17 protein-coding genes and 1 tRNA gene are annotated in these 20,131 nt (G+C 46.9%); 6 read left to right on the top strand and 12 right to left on the bottom strand.

Features of this window, described 5'->3' with window-relative positions; translation table 11 throughout:
• Window positions 1-192: 192 nt before the first annotated feature.
• From DXN05_RS06655 to rnhA, 4 genes are all read left to right on the top strand, one after another.
• A complete protein-coding gene (locus DXN05_RS06655; RefSeq protein WP_116846473.1) occupies window positions 193-1,821 on the top strand; it encodes an acyl-CoA carboxylase subunit beta in 1,629 nt (542 codons plus the stop codon).
• A gap of 84 nt (window positions 1,822-1,905) precedes the next feature.
• A complete protein-coding gene (locus tag DXN05_RS06650) occupies window positions 1,906-2,454 on the top strand; it encodes an RBBP9/YdeN family alpha/beta hydrolase (RefSeq protein ID WP_116846472.1) in 549 nt (182 codons plus the stop codon).
• A gap of 14 nt (window positions 2,455-2,468) precedes the next feature.
• Window positions 2,469-3,254 carry a PhzF family phenazine biosynthesis protein gene (locus tag DXN05_RS06645; RefSeq protein ID WP_116846471.1) on the top strand — a complete coding sequence of 262 codons (786 nt, stop codon included), beginning with the start codon at window positions 2,469-2,471 and terminating at the stop codon, window positions 3,252-3,254.
• Window positions 3,255-3,327: 73 nt separating this feature from the next.
• Window positions 3,328-3,798: a ribonuclease HI gene (gene rnhA, locus DXN05_RS06640; RefSeq protein ID WP_116846470.1), complete on the top strand. Its 471-nt coding sequence runs from the start codon at window positions 3,328-3,330 to the stop codon at window positions 3,796-3,798.
• A 42-nt stretch (window positions 3,799-3,840) separates the two neighbouring features.
• Here the strand turns inward: rnhA and DXN05_RS06635 are convergent, their stop codons facing one another.
• The 12 genes from DXN05_RS06635 to DXN05_RS06585 all read right to left on the bottom strand — a co-directional run bounded on the left by DXN05_RS06635 (window position 3,841) and on the right by DXN05_RS06585 (window position 15,500).
• Entirely contained in the window at window positions 3,841-5,175 is a 1,335-nt protein-coding gene (locus DXN05_RS06635; protein WP_147313848.1) for a hypothetical protein, read from the bottom strand.
• A gap of 7 nt (window positions 5,176-5,182) precedes the next feature.
• Window positions 5,183-6,691: an FAD-binding protein gene (locus DXN05_RS06630; protein ID WP_116846468.1), complete on the bottom strand. Its 1,509-nt coding sequence runs from the start codon at window positions 6,689-6,691 to the stop codon at window positions 5,183-5,185.
• An 11-nt stretch (window positions 6,692-6,702) separates the two neighbouring features.
• Window positions 6,703-7,050, bottom strand: coding sequence for a Bor/Iss family lipoprotein (locus DXN05_RS06625; protein ID WP_158559148.1), 348 nt, complete (start codon window positions 7,048-7,050; stop codon window positions 6,703-6,705).
• A 407-nt stretch (window positions 7,051-7,457) separates the two neighbouring features.
• Entirely contained in the window at window positions 7,458-7,907 is a 450-nt protein-coding gene (locus DXN05_RS06620; RefSeq protein ID WP_116846467.1) for an SRPBCC family protein, read from the bottom strand.
• 39 nt (window positions 7,908-7,946) lie between these two features.
• Window positions 7,947-8,975, bottom strand: a complete 1,029-nt coding sequence (locus tag DXN05_RS06615) for an aldo/keto reductase (RefSeq protein WP_147313847.1) — start codon at window positions 8,973-8,975, stop codon at window positions 7,947-7,949.
• Between the two features lie 368 nt (window positions 8,976-9,343).
• The gene (locus DXN05_RS06610) at window positions 9,344-10,009 is read right to left on the bottom strand and encodes a hypothetical protein (RefSeq protein ID WP_147313846.1); all 666 of its coding nucleotides are present in this window, start codon (window positions 10,007-10,009) and stop codon (window positions 9,344-9,346) included.
• Window positions 10,010-10,135: 126 nt separating this feature from the next.
• Complete coding sequence (locus tag DXN05_RS06605; protein ID WP_116846464.1) at window positions 10,136-11,287, bottom strand: acyltransferase; 1,152 nt, start codon at window positions 11,285-11,287, stop codon at window positions 10,136-10,138.
• 100 nt (window positions 11,288-11,387) lie between these two features.
• A complete protein-coding gene (locus tag DXN05_RS06600) occupies window positions 11,388-13,205 on the bottom strand; it encodes an arylsulfatase (RefSeq protein WP_245975149.1) in 1,818 nt (605 codons plus the stop codon).
• A gap of 55 nt (window positions 13,206-13,260) precedes the next feature.
• Entirely contained in the window at window positions 13,261-13,458 is a 198-nt protein-coding gene (gene xseB, locus DXN05_RS06595) for an exodeoxyribonuclease VII small subunit (protein WP_116846462.1), read from the bottom strand.
• Entirely contained in the window at window positions 13,455-14,990 is a 1,536-nt protein-coding gene (xseA, locus tag DXN05_RS06590) for an exodeoxyribonuclease VII large subunit (protein WP_158559147.1), read from the bottom strand. Before xseA ends, xseB begins: the two co-directional genes overlap by 4 nt.
• Before the next feature lie 153 nt (window positions 14,991-15,143).
• Window positions 15,144-15,214 (bottom strand) — tRNA-Cys (locus DXN05_RS24580).
• Window positions 15,215-15,224: 10 nt separating this feature from the next.
• Complete coding sequence (locus tag DXN05_RS06585) at window positions 15,225-15,500, bottom strand: carboxypeptidase regulatory-like domain-containing protein (RefSeq protein ID WP_158559146.1); 276 nt, start codon at window positions 15,498-15,500, stop codon at window positions 15,225-15,227.
• Window positions 15,501-15,812: 312 nt separating this feature from the next.
• On the opposite strand from DXN05_RS06585, the gene DXN05_RS06580 reads away from it, so the two are divergent.
• Both DXN05_RS06580 and DXN05_RS06575 read left to right on the top strand, forming a co-directional pair.
• A complete protein-coding gene (locus DXN05_RS06580) occupies window positions 15,813-16,211 on the top strand; it encodes a DoxX family protein (protein WP_116846459.1) in 399 nt (132 codons plus the stop codon).
• Between the two features lie 618 nt (window positions 16,212-16,829).
• Window positions 16,830-20,108, top strand: a complete 3,279-nt coding sequence (locus DXN05_RS06575; protein WP_116846458.1) for a SusC/RagA family TonB-linked outer membrane protein — start codon at window positions 16,830-16,832, stop codon at window positions 20,106-20,108.
• Window positions 20,109-20,131 lie beyond the last annotated feature (23 nt).

Below are 20,131 nucleotides of genomic sequence, written 5' to 3'. Positions count from 1 at the left end.
CAATGCCGTTAGTGTACCCATGCTAACGGCATTGTTATTTACCCTTTGTGATCTTTGTGGGCTTTCTCTCCGCATTCTTTGTGGTAAAAATTGAATTCCACGTAAAAAACCAAAAGCTATCCGCTATCTGCTAAAAGCTGTGCGCAATTTCCATCTAACCCTTACCTTTATCAAACTAACGATCATTAGCATATGAACATTGAATTTAACCGCAACGAGGATTGGATGAAGTTGTTACTGTCGCAGGTAAAAAGTCAGGCCGATAAAATAAAACTGGGCGGTGGCAAAAAAGCCATTGAAAAGCAGCACGAGAAAAACAAGCTCACTGCCCGCGAGCGCATCGCCTATTTATGTGATACCGATAACCCCATTACAGAGCTGGGCACCTTTGCCGGCTTTGATATGTACACCGAACACGGCGGTTGCCCTGCCGGCGGAACCGTTGCGGTGCTGGCCTATATACAGGGGCGGCAATGTATGGTGGTAGCCAATGACCAAACCGTAAAAGCCGGGGCCTGGTTTCCCATTACCGGTAAAAAGAACCTGCGCCTGCAGGAAATAGCCATGGAAAACCACCTGCCTATTGTATACCTGGTTGACAGCGCCGGTGTGTTTTTGCCCATGCAGGATGAGATATTTCCGGACAAGGAACATTTTGGCCGCATCTTCCGCAACAATGCACGCATGAGCGCCATGGGCATTACACAGATAGCGGCCGTAATGGGCGCCTGTGTGGCTGGCGGCGCTTACCTGCCCATTATGAGCGATGAGACGTTGATGGTAGAAGGCAATGGCAGTATTTTTCTCGCAGGCCCTTACCTGGTAAAAGCCGCCATTGGCGAAAACATTGATGCAGAAACGCTCGGCGGTGCCGACACACATACTTCCATATCGGGCATTGCAGATTATAAGTTCGACACGGAGCAGGCATGTCTTGACCAGGTAAAAAAAATTATCAGCAAGCTGGGATTGCCTGCCAGCGCGGGTTTCAACAGGGCAGCACCTGCACCGCCTGCAAAAGATCCCGCAGAATTGTATGGTATTATTCCCGAGAACAATGCACGCCCTTACGATATGCTTGGCATTATTGAACGCATTGTTGACAACAGCGAATTTGAACAGTTTAAAGAAGATTATGGTAAAACCATTCTATGCGGTTATGCCCGTATTGATGGCTGGGCAGTAGGCATTGTGGCCAACCAGCGACTGGTGATTAAAAACAAAAAAGGCGAAATGCAGATGGGCGGCGTTATCTACAACGACAGCGCCGATAAGGCAGCCCGCTTTATATTAAACTGTAACCAGAAAAAAATACCGCTGGTGTTTCTGCAGGATGTAACAGGCTTTATGGTCGGCAGCCGCAGCGAACATGCCGGCATTATAAAAGATGGCGCCAAACTGGTGAATGCAGTAGCCAATTCAGTAGTGCCCAAAATCACCATTATTGTAGGTAACTCCTACGGAGCAGGTAACTATGCCATGTGTGGCAAAGCCTACGATCCGCGTTTCATATTTGCCTGGCCTTCTGCAAGAATAGCCGTGATGGGTGGCGAGCAGGCCGCGAAAACATTGCTGCAGATACAGGTATCCTCGTTAAAAGCACAGGGTAAAACCATTGATGAAGCCACAGAAAAACAAATGCTCGACAATATTATCAGCCAGTATAACCAGCAAACCACACCCTACTATGCAGCCGCGCGTTTGTGGGTAGATGATATCATCGACCCCATACAAACCAGGCAGGTGATTGCAGAAAGCATTGCAGCTGCCAACCAGAACCCGCACATCGATGCGTTGAAAACAGGCGTGTTCCAGGTATGATGAGCCATAGAACCATTTATCCATTTAACCATCGTGTACAGATAAAAATTGCAGGCAGTTAAAAGATTGTTGTTATTTTTAGACATGCAATTTCAATCCAACATCTTTACCGTACCAGGACTTGGCAATTCAGGCGAAGGACACTGGCAAACTATCTGGGAACAGCAGTTTAATTTTACACGCATACAGCAGCGCGACTGGGATACGCCCGTATGCAGCGACTGGATCGCAGCCATTGATGCAGCCGTAACAGGTGCTCCCCAAATGCATGAAGTAATACTGGTAGGCCATAGCCTGGCCTGTACTACCATTGCAGCCTGGGCACACCAATACCAGCGCCTTATTAAAGGTGCGCTGCTGGTGGCACCCAGCAATACAGAAGCAGACAGCTACCCAACCGGCACCACCGGTTTTATACCCATGGTATTAAACCCGCTGCCATTCCCCTCCATCACCGTCACCAGCAACAACGATTATTATGTTACGCCGGAAAAAGCAGCGCAGTTTGCAGCAAGCTGGGGCAGCCGCCTGCACAACATCGGTGATGCAGGCCACATCAATGTTTCGGCCGGTTATGGTGAATGGTGGCAGGGACTGCATTATTTACTGGAGCTGGATAAAATACCTTTCTAACATTCAAACGCACTATCATAACAACATACCCGATATACCAGGTTGATGCATTCACCAACCGCCTGTTTGGTGGCAACCCGGCAGCAGTTTGTCCGCTCGAAAGCTGGTTGCCCGCCCAAACCATGCAGCAGCTGGCGTTTGAGAACAACCTGTCTGAAACAGCTTTTTTTGTAAAAGAAGGAGATCAGTATCATATCCGCTGGTTTACACCTGAGTTTGAGATTGACCTGTGCGGCCATGCCACGCTGGCTTCATCGTATGTTATCTTCAACGAGCTGCAGCATAACAGCGATCATATCCGGTTTACCTGCAAAAGCGGTATACTCGATGTTACGCGCACCGGTGATTTAATTGAACTGAATTTTCCTGCGCGCATGCCGCAACCTGCAACAGCACCGGACGCATTGCTGCAGGGTTTTAACATTGCACCCAAAGCCGTACTCAAATCGCGCGACTACTTCCTGGTGTATGAAACCGAAGAACAGGTAAAAGCCATTGTACCCAATTTCACCCTGCTTAACCAGCTCGATGTAATAGGCATTATTGTAACCGCACCCGGCAACAGCGTTGATTTTGTATCGCGCTTTTTTGTACCCAATTCAGTGATTGGTGAAGACCCGGTAACCGGTTCTGCACATTCAACATTAATCCCTTACTGGAGTGAGCAACTGGGTAAACAGCAACTCAGCGCGTGGCAGGTATCGCCGCGTGGAGGCCAGCTGCAGTGCAGCTTACAGGGCAACCGGGTAACCATGGCCGGTTATGGCGTGTTATATATGAAAGGCAGCTATTTTCTCTAAAATATGCCTGGCAGTATAGCCATTGATGGATATACTGCCAGTTTTCTTACTTTCGCCGCCAGAATAAGGATTTATGCAGCAAGGACATCAATTGGTTATTTATACAGATGGCTCATCACGTGGCAACCCCGGTCCCGGTGGTTATGGTATTGTACTCATATGGGGCAGCCAGAAAAAGGAACTGTCGCAAGGGTATCGTAAAACAACCAATAACCGTATGGAATTGATGGCAGTGATTGTTGCCCTTGAATCGCTCACACGCAAAAACATCCCGGTTACCATTTACAGCGACAGCCAATATGTAATTAACAGCATTGAAAAGAAATGGCTGGACAAGTGGATTAAAACAGATTTTGCAGGCGGCAAAAAGAACAAAGACCTGTGGCTGCGTTACGCCAAAGTAGCCCGCGATTTCCAGGTTAAACTGGTATGGGTAAAAGGCCATGCGACCAACCCCTTCAACAACCGCTGCGACGAGCTGGCCACCCAGGCCGCCGACGGTGGCAATCACCTGATTGATGAAGTATACGAGCGCGAGGGATAAGTGAGTGGTGCATGCTTTCTTTGTGAACTTTGCGTGGTTTTCTCAAAACGCAACCCGCTCAAACGGCACGCCAATCGTCACCCCTACCGATGTTCTGTCTCCAAAGCTGGTATTTTGCTGCACCACCTTCGCCATATCATAAAACCGCACCTGGAACTCTAATGTGGCAGTAGGTGCGCCTTTCCTGTTAATAAGCACCATGGGCACCGCCAGCTTTCCATTCAGCACATGGTCTGTTCCCAAATGCTGCTCCAGCATACACGTAAGCCCAAAATGCCATTCAGGCGGAATATACACCAGCTGCGCACTCAGCGCAGGTGTAACAAAGTTTTTATAATCGCCTACATACACATCATGTGTTGGGTGCGCGCCAAAATAAGCCGTATCTGTTCCGCCATTATCCCGGTAACCGGCCAGATTGGTCTGTAATAACATTTTCGCACTGGCGGCATTGTTGTAAAAGGCCGACGCCCTGAAAGTCGCCAGGAAACGGCCTGCAGCGCTGCTTTCCCACAAACGGGTATGGCTAAGCACTACCTGCCAGGGCCAGGGATGGCGGTTAGTAAAGTCACCCGTGAAGCCCGGTGTAACAGTAAAGGTCTTCGTAAGTAAGGGAATGCAGGCGTAAATGCTGGTCCAGTTGCTGGTGATTAAATTATACGGATGCACATCAATCAGGGCCTGCGCCTGCGAGGCTGCAAAGTTCAGCGCATAATCATTTTCCAGGTTGGCATAATACGTAGTGCGCAGGTATTGATTGGCAACAGCCGTATCCTGCCCGGGTATTTCTGCTGTTTGTATTTTCCTGAGCGATTGTTCAAACGCAGTGGCATCATTGTTCATACGGTCTCCCAGCAAATGCAGCAGGGAAGCGCGTTGCGCATCCATCAACTGCCTGGCGTTTGGCTTGCTGCCATTACAGGGTGTTGCATAGGTTTTGCTGCTGCCTATCCAGTTATACTTTAGGGTAAAGCCCAGCTCATTATTGTATTGCTTATTGGCAAACGCAGCATTCCATGCATTGAAAATATTGGTTTTAATACCAATGCTCATCATGCTGTGCACCGCATCATCCTTCCCCTTCGGGCTGTACAGGTTATGCGTTACCGCCACTGTACCCTCCGATGAATTAAACACCAGTGTATTGATGTGATAGGATAGATCAATATTATCAGACAGGTAGGTGCCCACCTTATCAGTCAGGTATAGGTTCATGGCGCGGTTGCTTACCAGCTGCGCCTTGCCGGTGCTGCAAGGCAATGCTGCGATGCGTTGGTTAATGGCCTGCAGCGTATCAAAAATGGCCGCGGCATTTTGTGCACGGGCAAACAGGCCGGTAAAAAACAACAGCAGGCACAATACAATTCGTTGATGCATAGGCAAGCTATTTATCCAGCCCCCACTGCTGCATTACCGGGTTGGTAAACACATTACGGGTATCGGCATCCAGCAGCTGGTTGCGCGCTGCCAGCCAGCTGTCGGCCGCAGCACCGTATTTTGATTTCAGTCTGTCAGGGTCCAGTTCCGTCATTTTACCCCAGTGAAAAGTAAACGGAATATTTGCCTGCTCCAGCTTATCCCATACAGCGGAATAAAATTGCAGCGTTGCATCCGAAAATACGGCGTCCAGCTCCAGTATACAGGTCGTATCAAAACGTGTAAAAGCCAGCGTGGCATTAGACTTCTTCACATACCGCAATGCAAACAACCCCGCATAAGGCACATTGCCCCTGGTCATTGGCAGCAGTATATCCACCACCTTGTTTACAAACGAAATGGGTATGCCGATGGCCGCGCACAGCAACTTGCCATGCAGGGTAGTGTTATCGAATATTTCACCCAGTGTGCCCATCTTTTTTTCATAAGGGGTAAGCGCACCGGCCAGTAGTTTATTTACAATAAAGGGAACGGCAGCAGGCACAGCTTGTGTAAGCCTGCCCACGAAACAGGCGGCATCATCACCCGGACCAATACCATCCTGGTTATCACTGGCGCGCTGGTAATCGTGTGTGTAAGGCCGTTTATACATGGAAGTTACATACACGCCCTTGTCTATATCATACGGGTTAATCTGTACCGCGAAATGAAAAGGCCGTTCTGTTCCGCAGGGCAGGTTGGCATTGCTGAAATCCAGTGTTTCCATGATCTTTTTCAGGTTGGCATCGTAAGGCATGCGACGCATATAACACTCCAGCAGGTACAGTGATTCTGTTTCAATCATTACCCCATGCACAAAACCAAAACATCCCATGCTAATGAGCGCTGCATAAAACAATGCATCATCCTGCACCAGTTCTGCTTTCAGCTTCTGTATTATTTCACTGCCCGCAACAGGGGCCGATTTGCGTTCAAGAAATATATGCCGGTTGGGACCAACCACGATATGCAGCCCCACCACAAAATCCTGCACCGCACCAAAATCAAATGCAGAGCCATGTGCGCCGCTGCCGATAGCGCCTGCAATGGTTTGCCCGTTGCTGGCGCCCGAGGTTTTCAGCGACAGGTTGCGGATCTGCAGGTATTGGCTTAGCTCCCAAATGGCAGCACCGCACTGTGCAAAAACCAGCTTGCTTACATCGCCTTTATAGTCGGGCGAAACCTGCTGCTGCGATATGGTGAAAATGGAATTAAGCGGTTTCGTATCGAGCATAATACCGTTGTTACCGGTAGTGGCAATCTTTGTCCACGACCAGCCCGAGCCCAGCGCGCGCAAGGTTGTGTTTTGCTGTATGGCGTCTGCAATCAATTTCTGGATAGCCACAGTAGCATCGTTATAGGCATCGAGTGCATTCATGGAATTGTCGTTGCCCAGGAAATACAGATCTTTTATTGGCTGGGTAAACACTTCATGCCTGTTCTGCCATTGTGTTTTACCCGATTTTACAATCATCATAACAGTAAGTTTTAAAGTGGGCCGGTAAGCGGACAGGGTTTGCTGCATTTGTACTGCACCGTCATAGGGCACCAGATGCCCAGTGTTGCAACCGTTAGCAGCGAATAACCCAGGTTTGTTTTCATTTGTACAATGGCCATACCCCTGGCATTGAGCGAATCGCAAACAGGTGTGGTAATGGCTTTGGGACTTTGTACCAATCCCCAGAAATAAGCGTTCACGTGCCTGGTTTGTATTTCTGTGCCCTCCTGCGCCTTCGTTGAAATACGATAGGTATAGCAGCCCGTGAGCAGTTGCGAGGCCAGTAATGTGCACACAAGGGCACGCACAAAAACGCGAACTGATTTTTGTTGATACATAAAAATGGTATTAGGAATTCAATGACATTCGGCTAAGCGCCTCCTGAAGCCTTTACATGAAAAGAAAGGCCCTAACAAAATGGCATCGATCAGGAATTAAACTATGATTGTCCCTGGTGTTTAGCAGGTATTTGCAGTTAGCAGCAGAAAGCATGCACGGTATAAATGTAGAAACTGTTTATAAGAAATGCAATGGGAAAAACCACATCCATCATTGTGATTACAACCTGCGCTGTTAGCCGGGACTATTCCGCTGCAGGCCGCATGCCAGCTGCATTACACATTATGCAACAACATAACCGCTTACACAGCAAACAATGCGTTAATATGATGCAAGTGAAGTATAACAGGGCATAAAAAAAGCGCACATGACGTGCGCTTTTGCGGGAATTAACCATTTGCAGCGGTTAGTTATTTTCAACGAGTGCTTTTATTTTAACCAGCAGGGGGTTCCAGCCTTCGCCGTTATTATAGGCATCCTGGTACCGCTTCTCCCCTTCAGCCGCGGTTTCAAAACCGGTTTGGCTTACTTCCAGGTTGGTAGCACCATCCTGCTCTGTTAAGGTATAGGTCACAGTAAGATAGTTTTCCGGCACATCCGGTAAATTGGGATTGTGCGGGTCAATCACTGTGTACGCCAAGTACCTGCCCGGCTCAATGGCTTTTATAAACCCCTTTACCGGGATAAACTCCTGCCCTTCATGTATCATACGCCATACCAATGTACTTCCTTCTGTCCAGTCGCTCACGGTTTCGCAGCCAAACATATACTGTTTGGTTTGTTCAGGATTGGTGAGTGCATCCCACACCTTTGCAGCAGGTGCCTGGATCAGGATATTATTTTCTATGGCCAGCATGGGTAATGGTTTTACGATGAACAAAATTATATGGAATAATTATACACTGTTGTTGCGTGCTTTAACCAGCTCCTGGTCCTGCAAGCCGGCAAAGGTTGCGGGGTAACGCACCACAGGTTGTGTAAGCGCATCAATGGCTGCAATTTCCGCGGTGCTGAGTTCCAGTTCGGCGCCCTGCAGGTTGCTTTCCAGCTGCTGCATTTTGCTGATGCCCACGATTACGGTTGACACCACTTTTTTCGACAGCAGCCAGGCAATTGCCACTGCGGTAGGTGTGGTATTGTGTGCCTTGCCTATTTCGGTAATCGCATCTACCACGGTATAACCCAGCTCACGGTCAAACAACCCGAGATCAAAGGAATTTAACCTGCCATCTTCCGGCTGCGGGTTGCTGCGCGTGTACTTGCCTGTTAAAAAGCCACTGCTCAGCGGCGACCATACCATCATGCCAACACCATGGTGCAGGCTCATGGGCACAAACTCCGATTCTACTTCCCTGTTCAGGATAGAATAATGCATTTGCGAAGTGATAAACGGGCTGTAGTGCAAATCTTTCTGGCGCTGTATCATCGTAGCCGCCTTCCAGGCCTGGTAATTCGAGAAACCGGCATAACGGATGAGGCCACGTTGTACCAGGTTCTCCACCGCCTTCAGCGATTCATCTACCGGTGTTATGGGATCTTCGTTGTGCAGCAGAAATACATCGAGGTAATCTGTCTGTAATTTCTTCAGGCTGTTTTCGCATTGTTCAATCAGGTGTTTGGCATTAACGCCTGCGTTAAAAACCTGTGGCCCTGTGCGGAAACAGGCCTTGCTTGCAATCAGTACATCTTTGCGTTTGCCGGCAAGTGCCTTGCCTAAAATCTCTTCGCTCTGGCCATTGCCATATCCATCTGCCGTATCAAAAAAATTGATGCCTTTGTCAATGGCAGTTGCAATCAGTTCAGTAGCGCCTTTCTGATCAAAACTGAATTTCAAACCATAAAAATCCCCTTCACCAAATGTCATTGTTCCCAGCGTAAGTTCAGATACAACCAAACCGGAATTGCCCAGCTGTTTATACTTCATGCGGTTAATTTCACCCAATAATAAATACTCTTTTTAACATGCCGTGCGAAAAAGGGATGAGCGGAAAGTGAAGAAAATAACCCGGGAATGTACAGGTTAAAATAAGCCTGCCGGCGAGGAAAGATTGAAAGCAAAGACCATGTAGAAACATAGTCCGAGGTTACTAATAAAAATGAGAAAAGATATAATGACAACCGGCCAACTGCCAGGTTGCGGATTGACAGTTCGCAAATATAGACGAATATCTGTATATAAAAATTAAAAATGTATTCCTGCACAATAGTGATCACCCTGGCTATTTCAGCGGCCTTTAGCTGATTGCCTCATTGCGGCTTTGCGTTTTTCACGGTAAAAAATAAGAACCACAGCTAATTAAGTGTAACCGTTTGCAGCGCTTCTACAATATAAGGTTTGGTGTAATGCACCGCAGTATGGTATTGCTCTTTGATTTTACCAATTACCACGTATGTGGTTTCATCAATATTGGCAATGACATTTTTGGGAGAAATATAGATGCGGAATTTCTCGATCTGCGCGGGATTGGTTTGCCAGTCAGACTGCTCAATCTTCGCCGTCCACAAACTGGCCGGGATAAGGTATAATTCATTAAGCGGCGCGGCCGACTTTACCGCGAGCTGTATCCTGCCTGGCCTTACCACGCCATAGTTTACCTGTAAAGTATCGAAACCCTTTTTGCGCGGGCGTTGTATGTACCCCGTACACCAGATGCCGCCGCTATGTTTGGGCACATAGGCGGGTGTGGTTACTTTAATAAAAAAGCCGTCACCATCGGCATCGAAACTTTCAATTACACCCGAACGCCAGCTTTCGCGCCCTGCCGTATCAAGACTTAGCATGGTAAAGTTCAGCATACGGTCTGTTTTCTGCGGGTGATGCCCTGTCCAGTTGGGTGTGGTAACATGAACACAATTGGAAATACTGTCGTGCCGGGCAGCCATTTTGCTTTGTGCAAAACCCTTGGAAAAACCCAGCACAGTGAGTAAAAATAAACTACCACGTATCCATTGTGTCATTGCCTGAAATTTTAAGCGCAGTAAAACAGTGGTGCCAACCATTTTACTGCGCTGGCAAAGATAGAGAATACTTTCACCCACGGCAGCTGAGACAGCTTGCGCAGGGGATTTTAACAATGTGTGTGGTTACCCCATCACCCATTTTGCTTTATCCTTAAACAGTTTATATACCAATACCGTAAAAATCCATGCAAAGGCAAACGTAAAACTGGTGGCTACAGCTATCTGCAGGGGAATGGGCACATGCAGTGCGTTTACGATCATCCAGCTGGGGCCAACCAAAAAATAATGCACCATGTAAATGCCAAAACCGCATTTGGTGAGATTGGCAAAAATATTCACCCAGAATGTGCTGCTTACTTTAATACGCTGCGCCAGCATAAACACGGCAATGGTCATCAAAAACACATTGGGTGTGCAATACAGGAAAAACAATTCTATCTGCTCTTCGGTTGATTTTGGATCAGCTACTTTTTTGCCGAAACCGATATAGGTAATCGCATAGCCAATGGCGAAAAGCACCACGCTTACAAGTACAGTTTTGGCCAGGCTCCGGTTATTGCCTTTTGACAAATAATGCCCCAGCAACAGGTAACCGTTAAAACCGGCGAAATAGTAAAACATATCAAATCCCTGGTTCCACGGGCAGGAGCCCAAAATGTATTTGGCTACATATTCATGCACGTATGGCATAAACAGGGTAATGATCCAGAAGCCAAGGTACATGCGCTTCTGCTTGTCTGTAGCATCTTTTATCCAGGCTGAGAAAATGGGCATAAACAGGTAAAGCCCAATCAGCATATAGATGTACCACATATGCGTACACATGGCAGTAAAGTTGAAAGGTATCAGCAACACATTGTGTAAACTGTCACCAAACGCCTGCGATGGATGATCACCTGCATACACAAAAAACTGTGTGATTACCGAAGGCTGCAAACCCAGCACACCCGTGAACCACGGAAATAAATCGTACAGCACAGACCAGATTAAAAAAGGAAACACCACACGCAGCAATCGCTTCTTGTAAAACACGCCCGGCTCCTGTTTAACCGGCAGCAACAGCATGCCTGTAAGCATTACAAACAAAGGCACACAGGGACGTAATACTGAACCGTAAATAGTTCCCCAGAAATTATAGGCAGGGTTTAACCTGGCAGCAGGTGAAATATTAAACGGATCGGTACAGTGTACACAGATCACCATAAACATTGCAATAAAACGCAGCACATCGGCCCAAACAACACGTTCGTGTTTCAGCGGCAAAGCATCACTCATGAGTAGATTTAATTTTTAAGAACAGGATAATAACACAGGGCACACATGAAATAGCGGCGAAAATAAACCATCAAACCATTCAACCAATAAACCGTCCTTCCTATTTCCCTTTCTTCCCTGGCTTCGGAAACACCTGGTGCGTAGTGGCCCATTCGCGCCACATAGTTTGTAACTGCTGTACTTTACCAGGATAGCGGGCCGCAAGGTCAGTTGTTTCTGTTCTGTCTGCAGCCAGATTGTATAAATGCCAGGTACTGTCATTACTGGCACTTACCAGCTTCCAGTCGCCCAGGCGCGCATAACGCGCACCGAAATGTTCGTTAAACAAAGCCTCATGGCCCCGTACTGTTTTATTACTGAACGAGGGCACCAGGCTAACACCGGTTGTAGGTATAATGGTTTGCCCTTTATACACAGCCGGGTATTTTGCATGGGCCAGCTCCGCAAACGTGCGCATAAAATCCATCACATGCCCAACCTGTGCATTCAGGCTGCCTTTGGCTTGTATACCTTTTGGCCAAAAGGCAATCATAGGCGTGTGAATACCGCCTTCATACGATTCGGCTTTCCAGTACTGGTAAGGTGTATTGGATACATTGGCCCAGCGCTGCCCGATGGAAACAAAACTGGTTTCTTCACCTGGCATGATTTGTTTTTTGGTGTCGTACACAATGGCACGACCATCGCGCGTGGCGCCTGGCCTGTCGAATCCCGGGCCATAGGCAGCTGCATTTTCAGGACTTGCACCATTGTCTGAAAGTACCACGATCAGCGTATTATCCAATTGCCCGGTTGCTTTCAATGCTTGTATCATGCGGCCAATGCCCTGGTCCATCCGGTCTATCATGGCAGCATGCACCGCCATGGCCCTTGCATCCCAGGCAGAATCGGGGTTTTGCTCCCAGCTTAGTTCATTTTTCCAGCGTTTGGGTAAAAGTGTAGTGGAACTGTCAATCAATCCCATCTGCAGCATGCGGTGGTAACGGGCTTCGCGTATGGCATCCCATCCGGCAGTGTAAGTGTTTTTGTATTTGGCAATTTCTTCAGGTGGTGCCATCAGCGGCCAGTGCGGTGCATTGTGTGCAACATATAAAAAGAACGGTGCCGTTGATTGTGCAAAGGTTTTAATATAAGCTACCGCCGTATCGTTGATAGCATCTGTTTGATAATAATGCGCCGGCACCTGCTCAACAGGCTTGTTGCCGCTTACCAGGCTAAACGGATCGTAAAAATCCACCACACCCCAGATGGTGCCGAAAAAGCGATCAAACCCGCGACTGGTGGGGTACTGCTGTAAAGGCGAAAAATCACCCCCTTGCAGCTGGTGGTTCAGCCAGGCCTGTTGTTCTGCAGGCGTGCGCTGTTCATTGGTGTTAGACACATGCCATTTGCCGGCCATCGCCGTATTGTATCCTGCCGTTTTCAGCACTTCGGCCAATGTAACCGTATGTTCAGACAAATGCCCCAGGTAGCCGGGCTCATCTTCTGCATCTGTCATTTTACCAATGCCTGCCTGCTGGTTATATAAACCGGTTAACAGCGAAGCACGTGTAGGGCAGCAACGGGATGTATTGTAAAACTGTGTGTAGCGGATGCCATTATGTGCGAGGTAATCAATATTGGGCGTATGTATTTCACCACCATAACAACCCAGGTCAGAGAAGCCCATATCATCGGCCAGTATTACAATAATATTGGGGCGTTTGTCTTTCACTTGTGCGCCCGCCTGTTGAAAAGGACTGAGCAGGAATAGCACCAATGCTGCAGTTGCAGCGCTTGCCGCAACCTGTTTTTTTAAATGGCATTTCATGGTTTGAAAATAAACAATAAACCCCATCCACTTGCAGGATAGCCTTTGCCCTGGCACATTAAAATCACTGTAAAACCGCTCCGGCGCAGGTAATAAAATGGCTGGCATTGTTCAGTTTTGATCATTTTACGGGAATGGTGTATACCCATTGTAACCGGCTGTTTTACGCATCCAGGTCTTTTAAAATATCATTCACGCTTTCTTCCGTTGAAGTAAGTTTAGCCTTGCATATTTTAATCAGCTGGGCAGCCCGCTTAACTTTTTCAGACAATTCATCGATAGAGATCTGCCCCTTTTCAATTTCTGAAACAATTAACTGTAACTCCTGGAAAGCATCGGTATACTTTATCTGCTCACTCATGCTTCTGTATTTTTTTCTGAAGTTTCAACAACACTTGTAACTACTCCCTGGTACAGGATGGTGGTAAGCACATCGCCTTTCTTTACCTGCTGCGAATTGCCTACTGCTTTATTTTCCCGCAAGGTAATGCTATACCCGCGCATCAGTACATTTTCCGGGCTCATGATCCTTACTTCTTTTTCCAGTCCGCCTACCGCAACCCTGGCAGCATCTGCCTGTTGCCTTATGGCTGCAACAAGCAGCTGCTGATCGTGCTTCAGCTCCTGTTGATTTTTACTCACCAGCAACTTCGACGCATGGTGCAATAACCCCGCGGTTTTCTCCATGCCGAATTTAAACCCCATCAGGCACGCAGCCACATCTTTCTGAAGATGTGATACGGATAATTTTACTGCCTGTTTATTCGCATCACAGGCAAGCGCCGCACCCCGTTGTAACCGGCTTCGCAGTGCGTGCATTTCATTGCGCTCACTTTTAAAAAGAAAATCTGCCTGCCGTATTATTGATTTCCCGTGTGCATCCACTGCACTCCTGTTTTTAACCAGTACATTTTGCGTAACCGATCGGAATAATTTCAATACCGATGTTACCTGTGTTTGCTGCTCATTCAATAAGCGCAGTGCTTTGTCTTTTATTTTCTCTTCTGCCTTCTGCACCGGTACCGAAAAATTATGAAACTGCTGAATCAGGTATTCTGCTATTTTGGTGGGTGTAATGGCATTGGAAAATGAAACCATTTCCACAACAGTTTCGTTGGTGGCATGCCCGATGCCTGTTATTACCGGTATGGGAAACAGGGCTATTTCTTTAGCCAGCTCATAATTATTGTAACAGGAAAGCCCCACATCACCGCCTCCGCCCCTGATAATGGCCACCACATCAAAATGCGATTGCACTTTTTTTATTCTTTGCAGCTGTTGCAATATCGATTTTACAGCCTGCTCGCCCTGCAGCAGCGACGGAAACAGGAAATGAAAAAAAGCATACCCGCCAATGTTGGTGGTTAGTACATTCAGAAAATCGGCATATCCCTTACTTGTTTCTACAGAAATTAATGCAATGCGTTGCGGCAGCAACGGAAGTGAAAGTGATTTGTTCTGATGAAAAAGGCCTTCCTTTTTTAAACGGGCAATGGTATTTGCCTTTTCCTGCTCCAGGTCGCCCAGTGTAAAACCGGGGTCAATATCAATAATCCGCAAAGCCAGTCCATAAGCCGGATCAAAAGAAAGGGTGGCCAGCAATAATATTTTAATACCATCCTTCAGCGGCTCGCCTACAACCTCTGTAAACTTTTCGTTGATGCGTTTAAAATCATCGCGCCATAAATTGGCTTTCAGCTGTGCCACCACCTTGCCTCCCGATTTCTCCACCAGCTCGGGGTAACAATGACCGGAATGACTGTAATAGTTGAGCTTGTTCATTTCCGCCTTTACCCAATATGAGCTGGTATACCTGTCCATAATGGTTTTCTGAATGCTCTTAGCCACTTCAAACAGCGAAAACACCCGCTTGTTATGTATATCCTCTGCCATACGCTCCATCTTTCTCCGCTAAAATTAGCGACTTATCTGCAAGCGGGTTTGAATTTGTTGCGCGTGGTGCGCGCTACATTTCCAAAAACAAAAAAGACCATGTAGAAACACAGTCTTTGATTCGATTGCTTGCCATATGAAAATAAATACCAGCAGTTACGGATGGATTCGAACCATCGTAGAAGGTTGTGCAAACCTTAGCCTAACCACTCGGCCACGTAACTCATTTATCATTTAACGCCGCAGCAGCTGCACTTGCTGTAACTGCGAAGTATCGCTGATTACCAGTTTGCCGCTTTTGTAATCTCCGTGTTGTATGGTAATGGTAACAGGCAGGGCTTGCCAGGTTCGTAAAGTAAAATTGCCTGATGTATCAGTGAGGGTTTCTTCTTCACCCTGCACTGCCGTAATATAGGCGCGTGACACCGGCTGATGATCTGCGCCGCTTACCACCCGGCCCCGTAATAAAACGGGTGTGGCATGATACATATCGGTAAAACTTAAAATCATGATACTTGTTAGCATGAGGCAAATTATCACCAGTGTCTTCATATTGCCGTTGTATTAAATGATGCATCAAATATAAGTTGTTTTCAATTAGTCTACCAATTTTATAGACTTTTATTTTTATTATGTTTTTTTAGCTTATTTCCTGTGGCGCACACTTCATCACAAATATGTTGTACATCATAAGCGCAACATCTTTGTCCAGCCAACTGGCTATCAAACCATTGCAGCCATCTTAAAACCATACCATTTTTCCATGTATCTGTACCGGCACGCGGTATACGGCACCCTTTATTTTTGCTGTAAATTCATGGCATGATTAACCACCAGCAAAAAGCCTATGCCCTGGCCAGGGTTTTACTCGGCATCAATTTTTTACTGCACGGACTAACACGTATTCCCAAATTGGAAGCTTTTGCAACCGGCATGGTTGCCCAGTTTCAGGCCACGCTGTTACCTGCTGCACTCACCAGCGCGTTTGCCCATGCATTGCCTTTTGCAGAAGCCGGCATCGGCCTGTTTATCTTATTGGGTCTGTATACCCGTCATGCCCTGCTGGCTGCAGGTGTGGTAATGGGTATGCTGCTGTTTGGCACCTGCCTGCTGGAGAAATGGGATGGTGCGGGGCTGCAGATGAGCTATGCTTTATACATTGCTGCCCTGTTGTTCCTGGAAAAATATAATTACTGCGCAGTTTATCGTTACAAAAATTAAGTAACCCGCACTATCTATAATTACAGCCCCTAAGGCGATGGATATAAACGTCCATTGCCTTATGAAGTTTATGCCTTTGGCAGGGCAGGTTTATATATTTTTAACCATTTGCAATACTTTTTTTTCAGAATATGCCATGCATGCAGCATAAAGAGGCAATTCGCTGCCTATGTAGAGTTATAACGTAAGTATATATTGAAAAAAAAGTTTGTGTAAAATTTACATGAGGTTAAAAAAGACCTAAATTTATTAAACGATTCACCTGTTTTTGAAAAGGATTGCTTGCAAATATGGAAATGGCGATACATTCCTCCTTCTGTATTTCTCCTTTCAGGATTACGATTAAGCGTTGTTTATTAAGATTTTAACCAAACTAAAATGCACATATACCTAGTAAATAGTATCGAACCACGCACGTAGACTACTGATTATAATTCAACTTATTCCACCATATTCCACCGGTACGCCATATACCGGACGGTAACGCTTTGCACCAAACTTTTATTATCACCAAAACAACACTAACAATTATGCGTATGTAAACTCCCGCTTCCTGTTAAAACACCACCTAATTAATCATCAATCTATTTTATCATCCCGTTAAACACAACGATTGCTATGTTCATCAAGCACAAGGAACGCGCGATAAGCTTTATCCTGGCATTGCTGCTCTTGCTGGGCACCAATGTTTTTGCGCAAAAAAGCATTACAGGTAGAGTTCTCGGTCCCGATCGCAAACCCGTACAAGGGGCCTCGGTATCTGTTAAAGGCGCAACTACCGGCACACAAACCGATGCTGACGGTAACTTCCGTATTAACGCAGCCAGCGACGCTACACTGGTTATTTCTTTCGTAGGTTTTGCCTCACAGGAAATAGCCGTTAATAACAGCCAGTCTGTCGGTACCATTTCACTATCACAGCTTGCCACATCACTTAACGAAATCGTAGTAACCGGTTATTCTTCCCAGAAGAAGAAAGACCTTACCGGTTCTGTAGCCATTGTTAACATGGAAGCCGCCAAAAAACAACCGGTGGCCGACCTTAACAACATGCTGCAGGGACAGGTTTCGGGCTTAACCGTAGTGGGAACCGGCCAACCCGGCCAAACACCACAGGTTAGGATCCGCGGCTTCAACACATTCGGCAACAACGCCCCGCTGTTTGTTGTTGACGGTGTTCCCACACAAAACATCAATGACATTAACCCGAATGATATCGCCAGCACCCAGGTGCTGAAAGATGCGGGCGCCTCTTCTATTTACGGTTCACGCGCTTCTAACGGCGTTATCATCGTAACTACACGCAAAGGCACAGGCAAAGTAAAAGTCTCTTACGACGGCTATGTGGGTACACAAAAACCCAAAGGCGGCAATGTATGGGATATCCTTAGCCCGCAGGAAATGGGTAACCTGAAATGGCTGGCTTACAAAAATTCAGGTAAAGCACCAACCGATGCGCAGTTTGGCTCAGGCACTACTCCTGTAATTCCTGACTATATTCTGCCTAACGGTGCCAAAGCAGGCGATCCCGGAACAGATCCTTCTACTTACTACCTCGATCCCAACTACAATGGCAGCATGGACGGCTTTCACCAGATTGTACAAGCCAACAAAACAGGTACAGACTGGTACCACCAGATCTTCAGAAATGCCCCTATTACACAGCATAACCTTGCTGTAACAGGCGGTAACGACCAGGCAGCTTACCTGTTCTCTGTAAACTATTTCAATCAGCAGGGTACACTGATCAACACGTACTTAAGACGTTTCACCATCCGTGCAAACAGTACTTATAAAATCACCAACTTCCTGCGCGTAGGCGAAAACATGGGTTACTCTGTTATCAGCAACCCGCAGGCAGCCAGCGGTATCCTGGTAGAAGGCAGCGCCATTGGTATGGCCTTCCGCGAAAACCCGATGATCCCGGTGTATGATATCAAAGGCAACTATGCCGGTTCTGCCGGTAAAGACCTTGGTAACGCCAAAAACCCTGTTGCCATCCAGCAGCGTACAGCCAACAACAAAGGCCTGGCTAACCGCCTGTTCGGTAACATTTTTGGTGAAGTGGACATCCTGAAAAACCTGACTGCACGCACCAGCTTCGGCGGTGAAGTGTACAGCGGTTCAAACCACTCATTTGCCTTTCCTGAATATGAGAACTCAGAAAACCTGACGACCAACTCATACACAGAAACTGCCTATAGCGGTTACAACTGGACATGGACCAACACCCTGGCTTACCATCTTACAGCAGGTGATCATGACCTGAAACTGCTGGGTGGTACAGAAGCTTACCTGGCTACCAACCGCAACCTGGGTGGTACTACACTGGGTTACCTGAATTTCGATCCCAACTACACTTCACTTTCTACCGGCTTAGGCACACAAACCAACTACAGCAACCAGAACAATGGTATTAACTCTACCACTGCATTTGGCGCTGACAACACGCTGGTTTCTTATTTCGGCAGACTGGATTATACTTTCAAAGACAAATACCTGTTAGGTGCAACTGTAAGAAGAGACGGTTCATCTAAATTCACTACCAACAGGTGGGGTACTTTCCCTGCGGTGAGCATCGGCTGGCGTATTTCACAGGAAAACTTCATGAAAAACGTAGGCTGGATCACCGATCTGAAAATCCGCGGTTCATACGGTACCATGGGTAACCAGTTTAACGCCCTTGGCACTAACTCTTACACACTGTACGGTACCAACAAACAAACCACTTACTATCCTTACGGCGGTTCTGCCATTGTACAGGGTGTAAGCCTGCAACAGTTTGGTAACCCGAACGGTAAATGGGAAAAAGACAAAAACCTGAACGTAGGTTTTGATGGTACCTTCTTTAAAGGTGCACTGGAAGTAACCGCAGATTACTACCACAAAGACATCAAAGACCTGCTGTACCAGCTTACTTTCCCCGGTACTTATGGTGCCGGTACAGTACCAGCTTTCAACGTAGCTTCTATGAAAAACTCAGGTGTTGACGTTGCCGTAACCGGTCACATCAATATTGCCAAAGACCTGAAACTGGACGCTACCGGTACATTCACTACATTCAGCAACACCATTACCCAGATTGATGCCAGCGGTACACCTTACTTCGACCAGGACAGCAGGCGCTTTAATGGTTCTAACATCGTGCGTAACGCTGTAGGTCATTCAATCAGCCAGTTCTATGGTTATAAAGTAACCGGTTTCTGGCAAAGCCAGGCTGAAATTGATGCAGCCAATGCAGAAGCACAGAAAGCTACCGGTAACCCTAACGCAGTTTACCAGACAGATGCTGCTGTAGGCCGCTTCCGTTATGCTGACAGCAAAAACCAGCACCAGATCACCAACGACAGCAAAGTTTTCCTGGGTAACCCAAGCCCCGATTTCAGCTATGGCTTAAACCTGGGCCTTACTTACAAAGACTTTGATTTCAGCATGTTCCTGTACGGTGTACAAGGCAATGATATCTGGAACAACGTTAAATGGTGGACTGATTTCTATGGTTCATTCCCAGGTGGTGCCAACAGCAAAACAGCGCTGTACAATTCATGGACACCCACCAACACTCACGCCAAAGCACCTATCCAGGAAGCAGGCAGCTACTTCAGCACACAGAGTGTTCCTAACTCTTACTTCGTTGAGAACGGTTCATACCTGCGTTGCAAAAACATGCAGTTGGGTTACAGCTTTAATTTCGCAAGCCTGAAAAAAGCAGGTATCAGCCGCCTGAGAGCTTATGTGCAGGCAGCCAACCTCTTTACCATTACCAAATATTCTGGTATTGATCCTGAAATTTCTACCAATTCAGGTAATGTCAACGCTACTACTGATTTTGGTATTGATGAAGGTGCTTATGCTAATCCCCGCCAGTATTTGTTCGGTATCCAAGTAGTATTTTAATCAGCTTGCCAAAATTTATCAGA

The organism is Deminuibacter soli, from assembly GCF_003412455.1.
GTDB lineage: Bacteria > Bacteroidota > Bacteroidia > Chitinophagales > Chitinophagaceae > Deminuibacter > Deminuibacter soli.
Note: the sequence above shows the minus strand (reverse complement) of the source record. Positions and strands in the feature narration are given on the sequence as shown.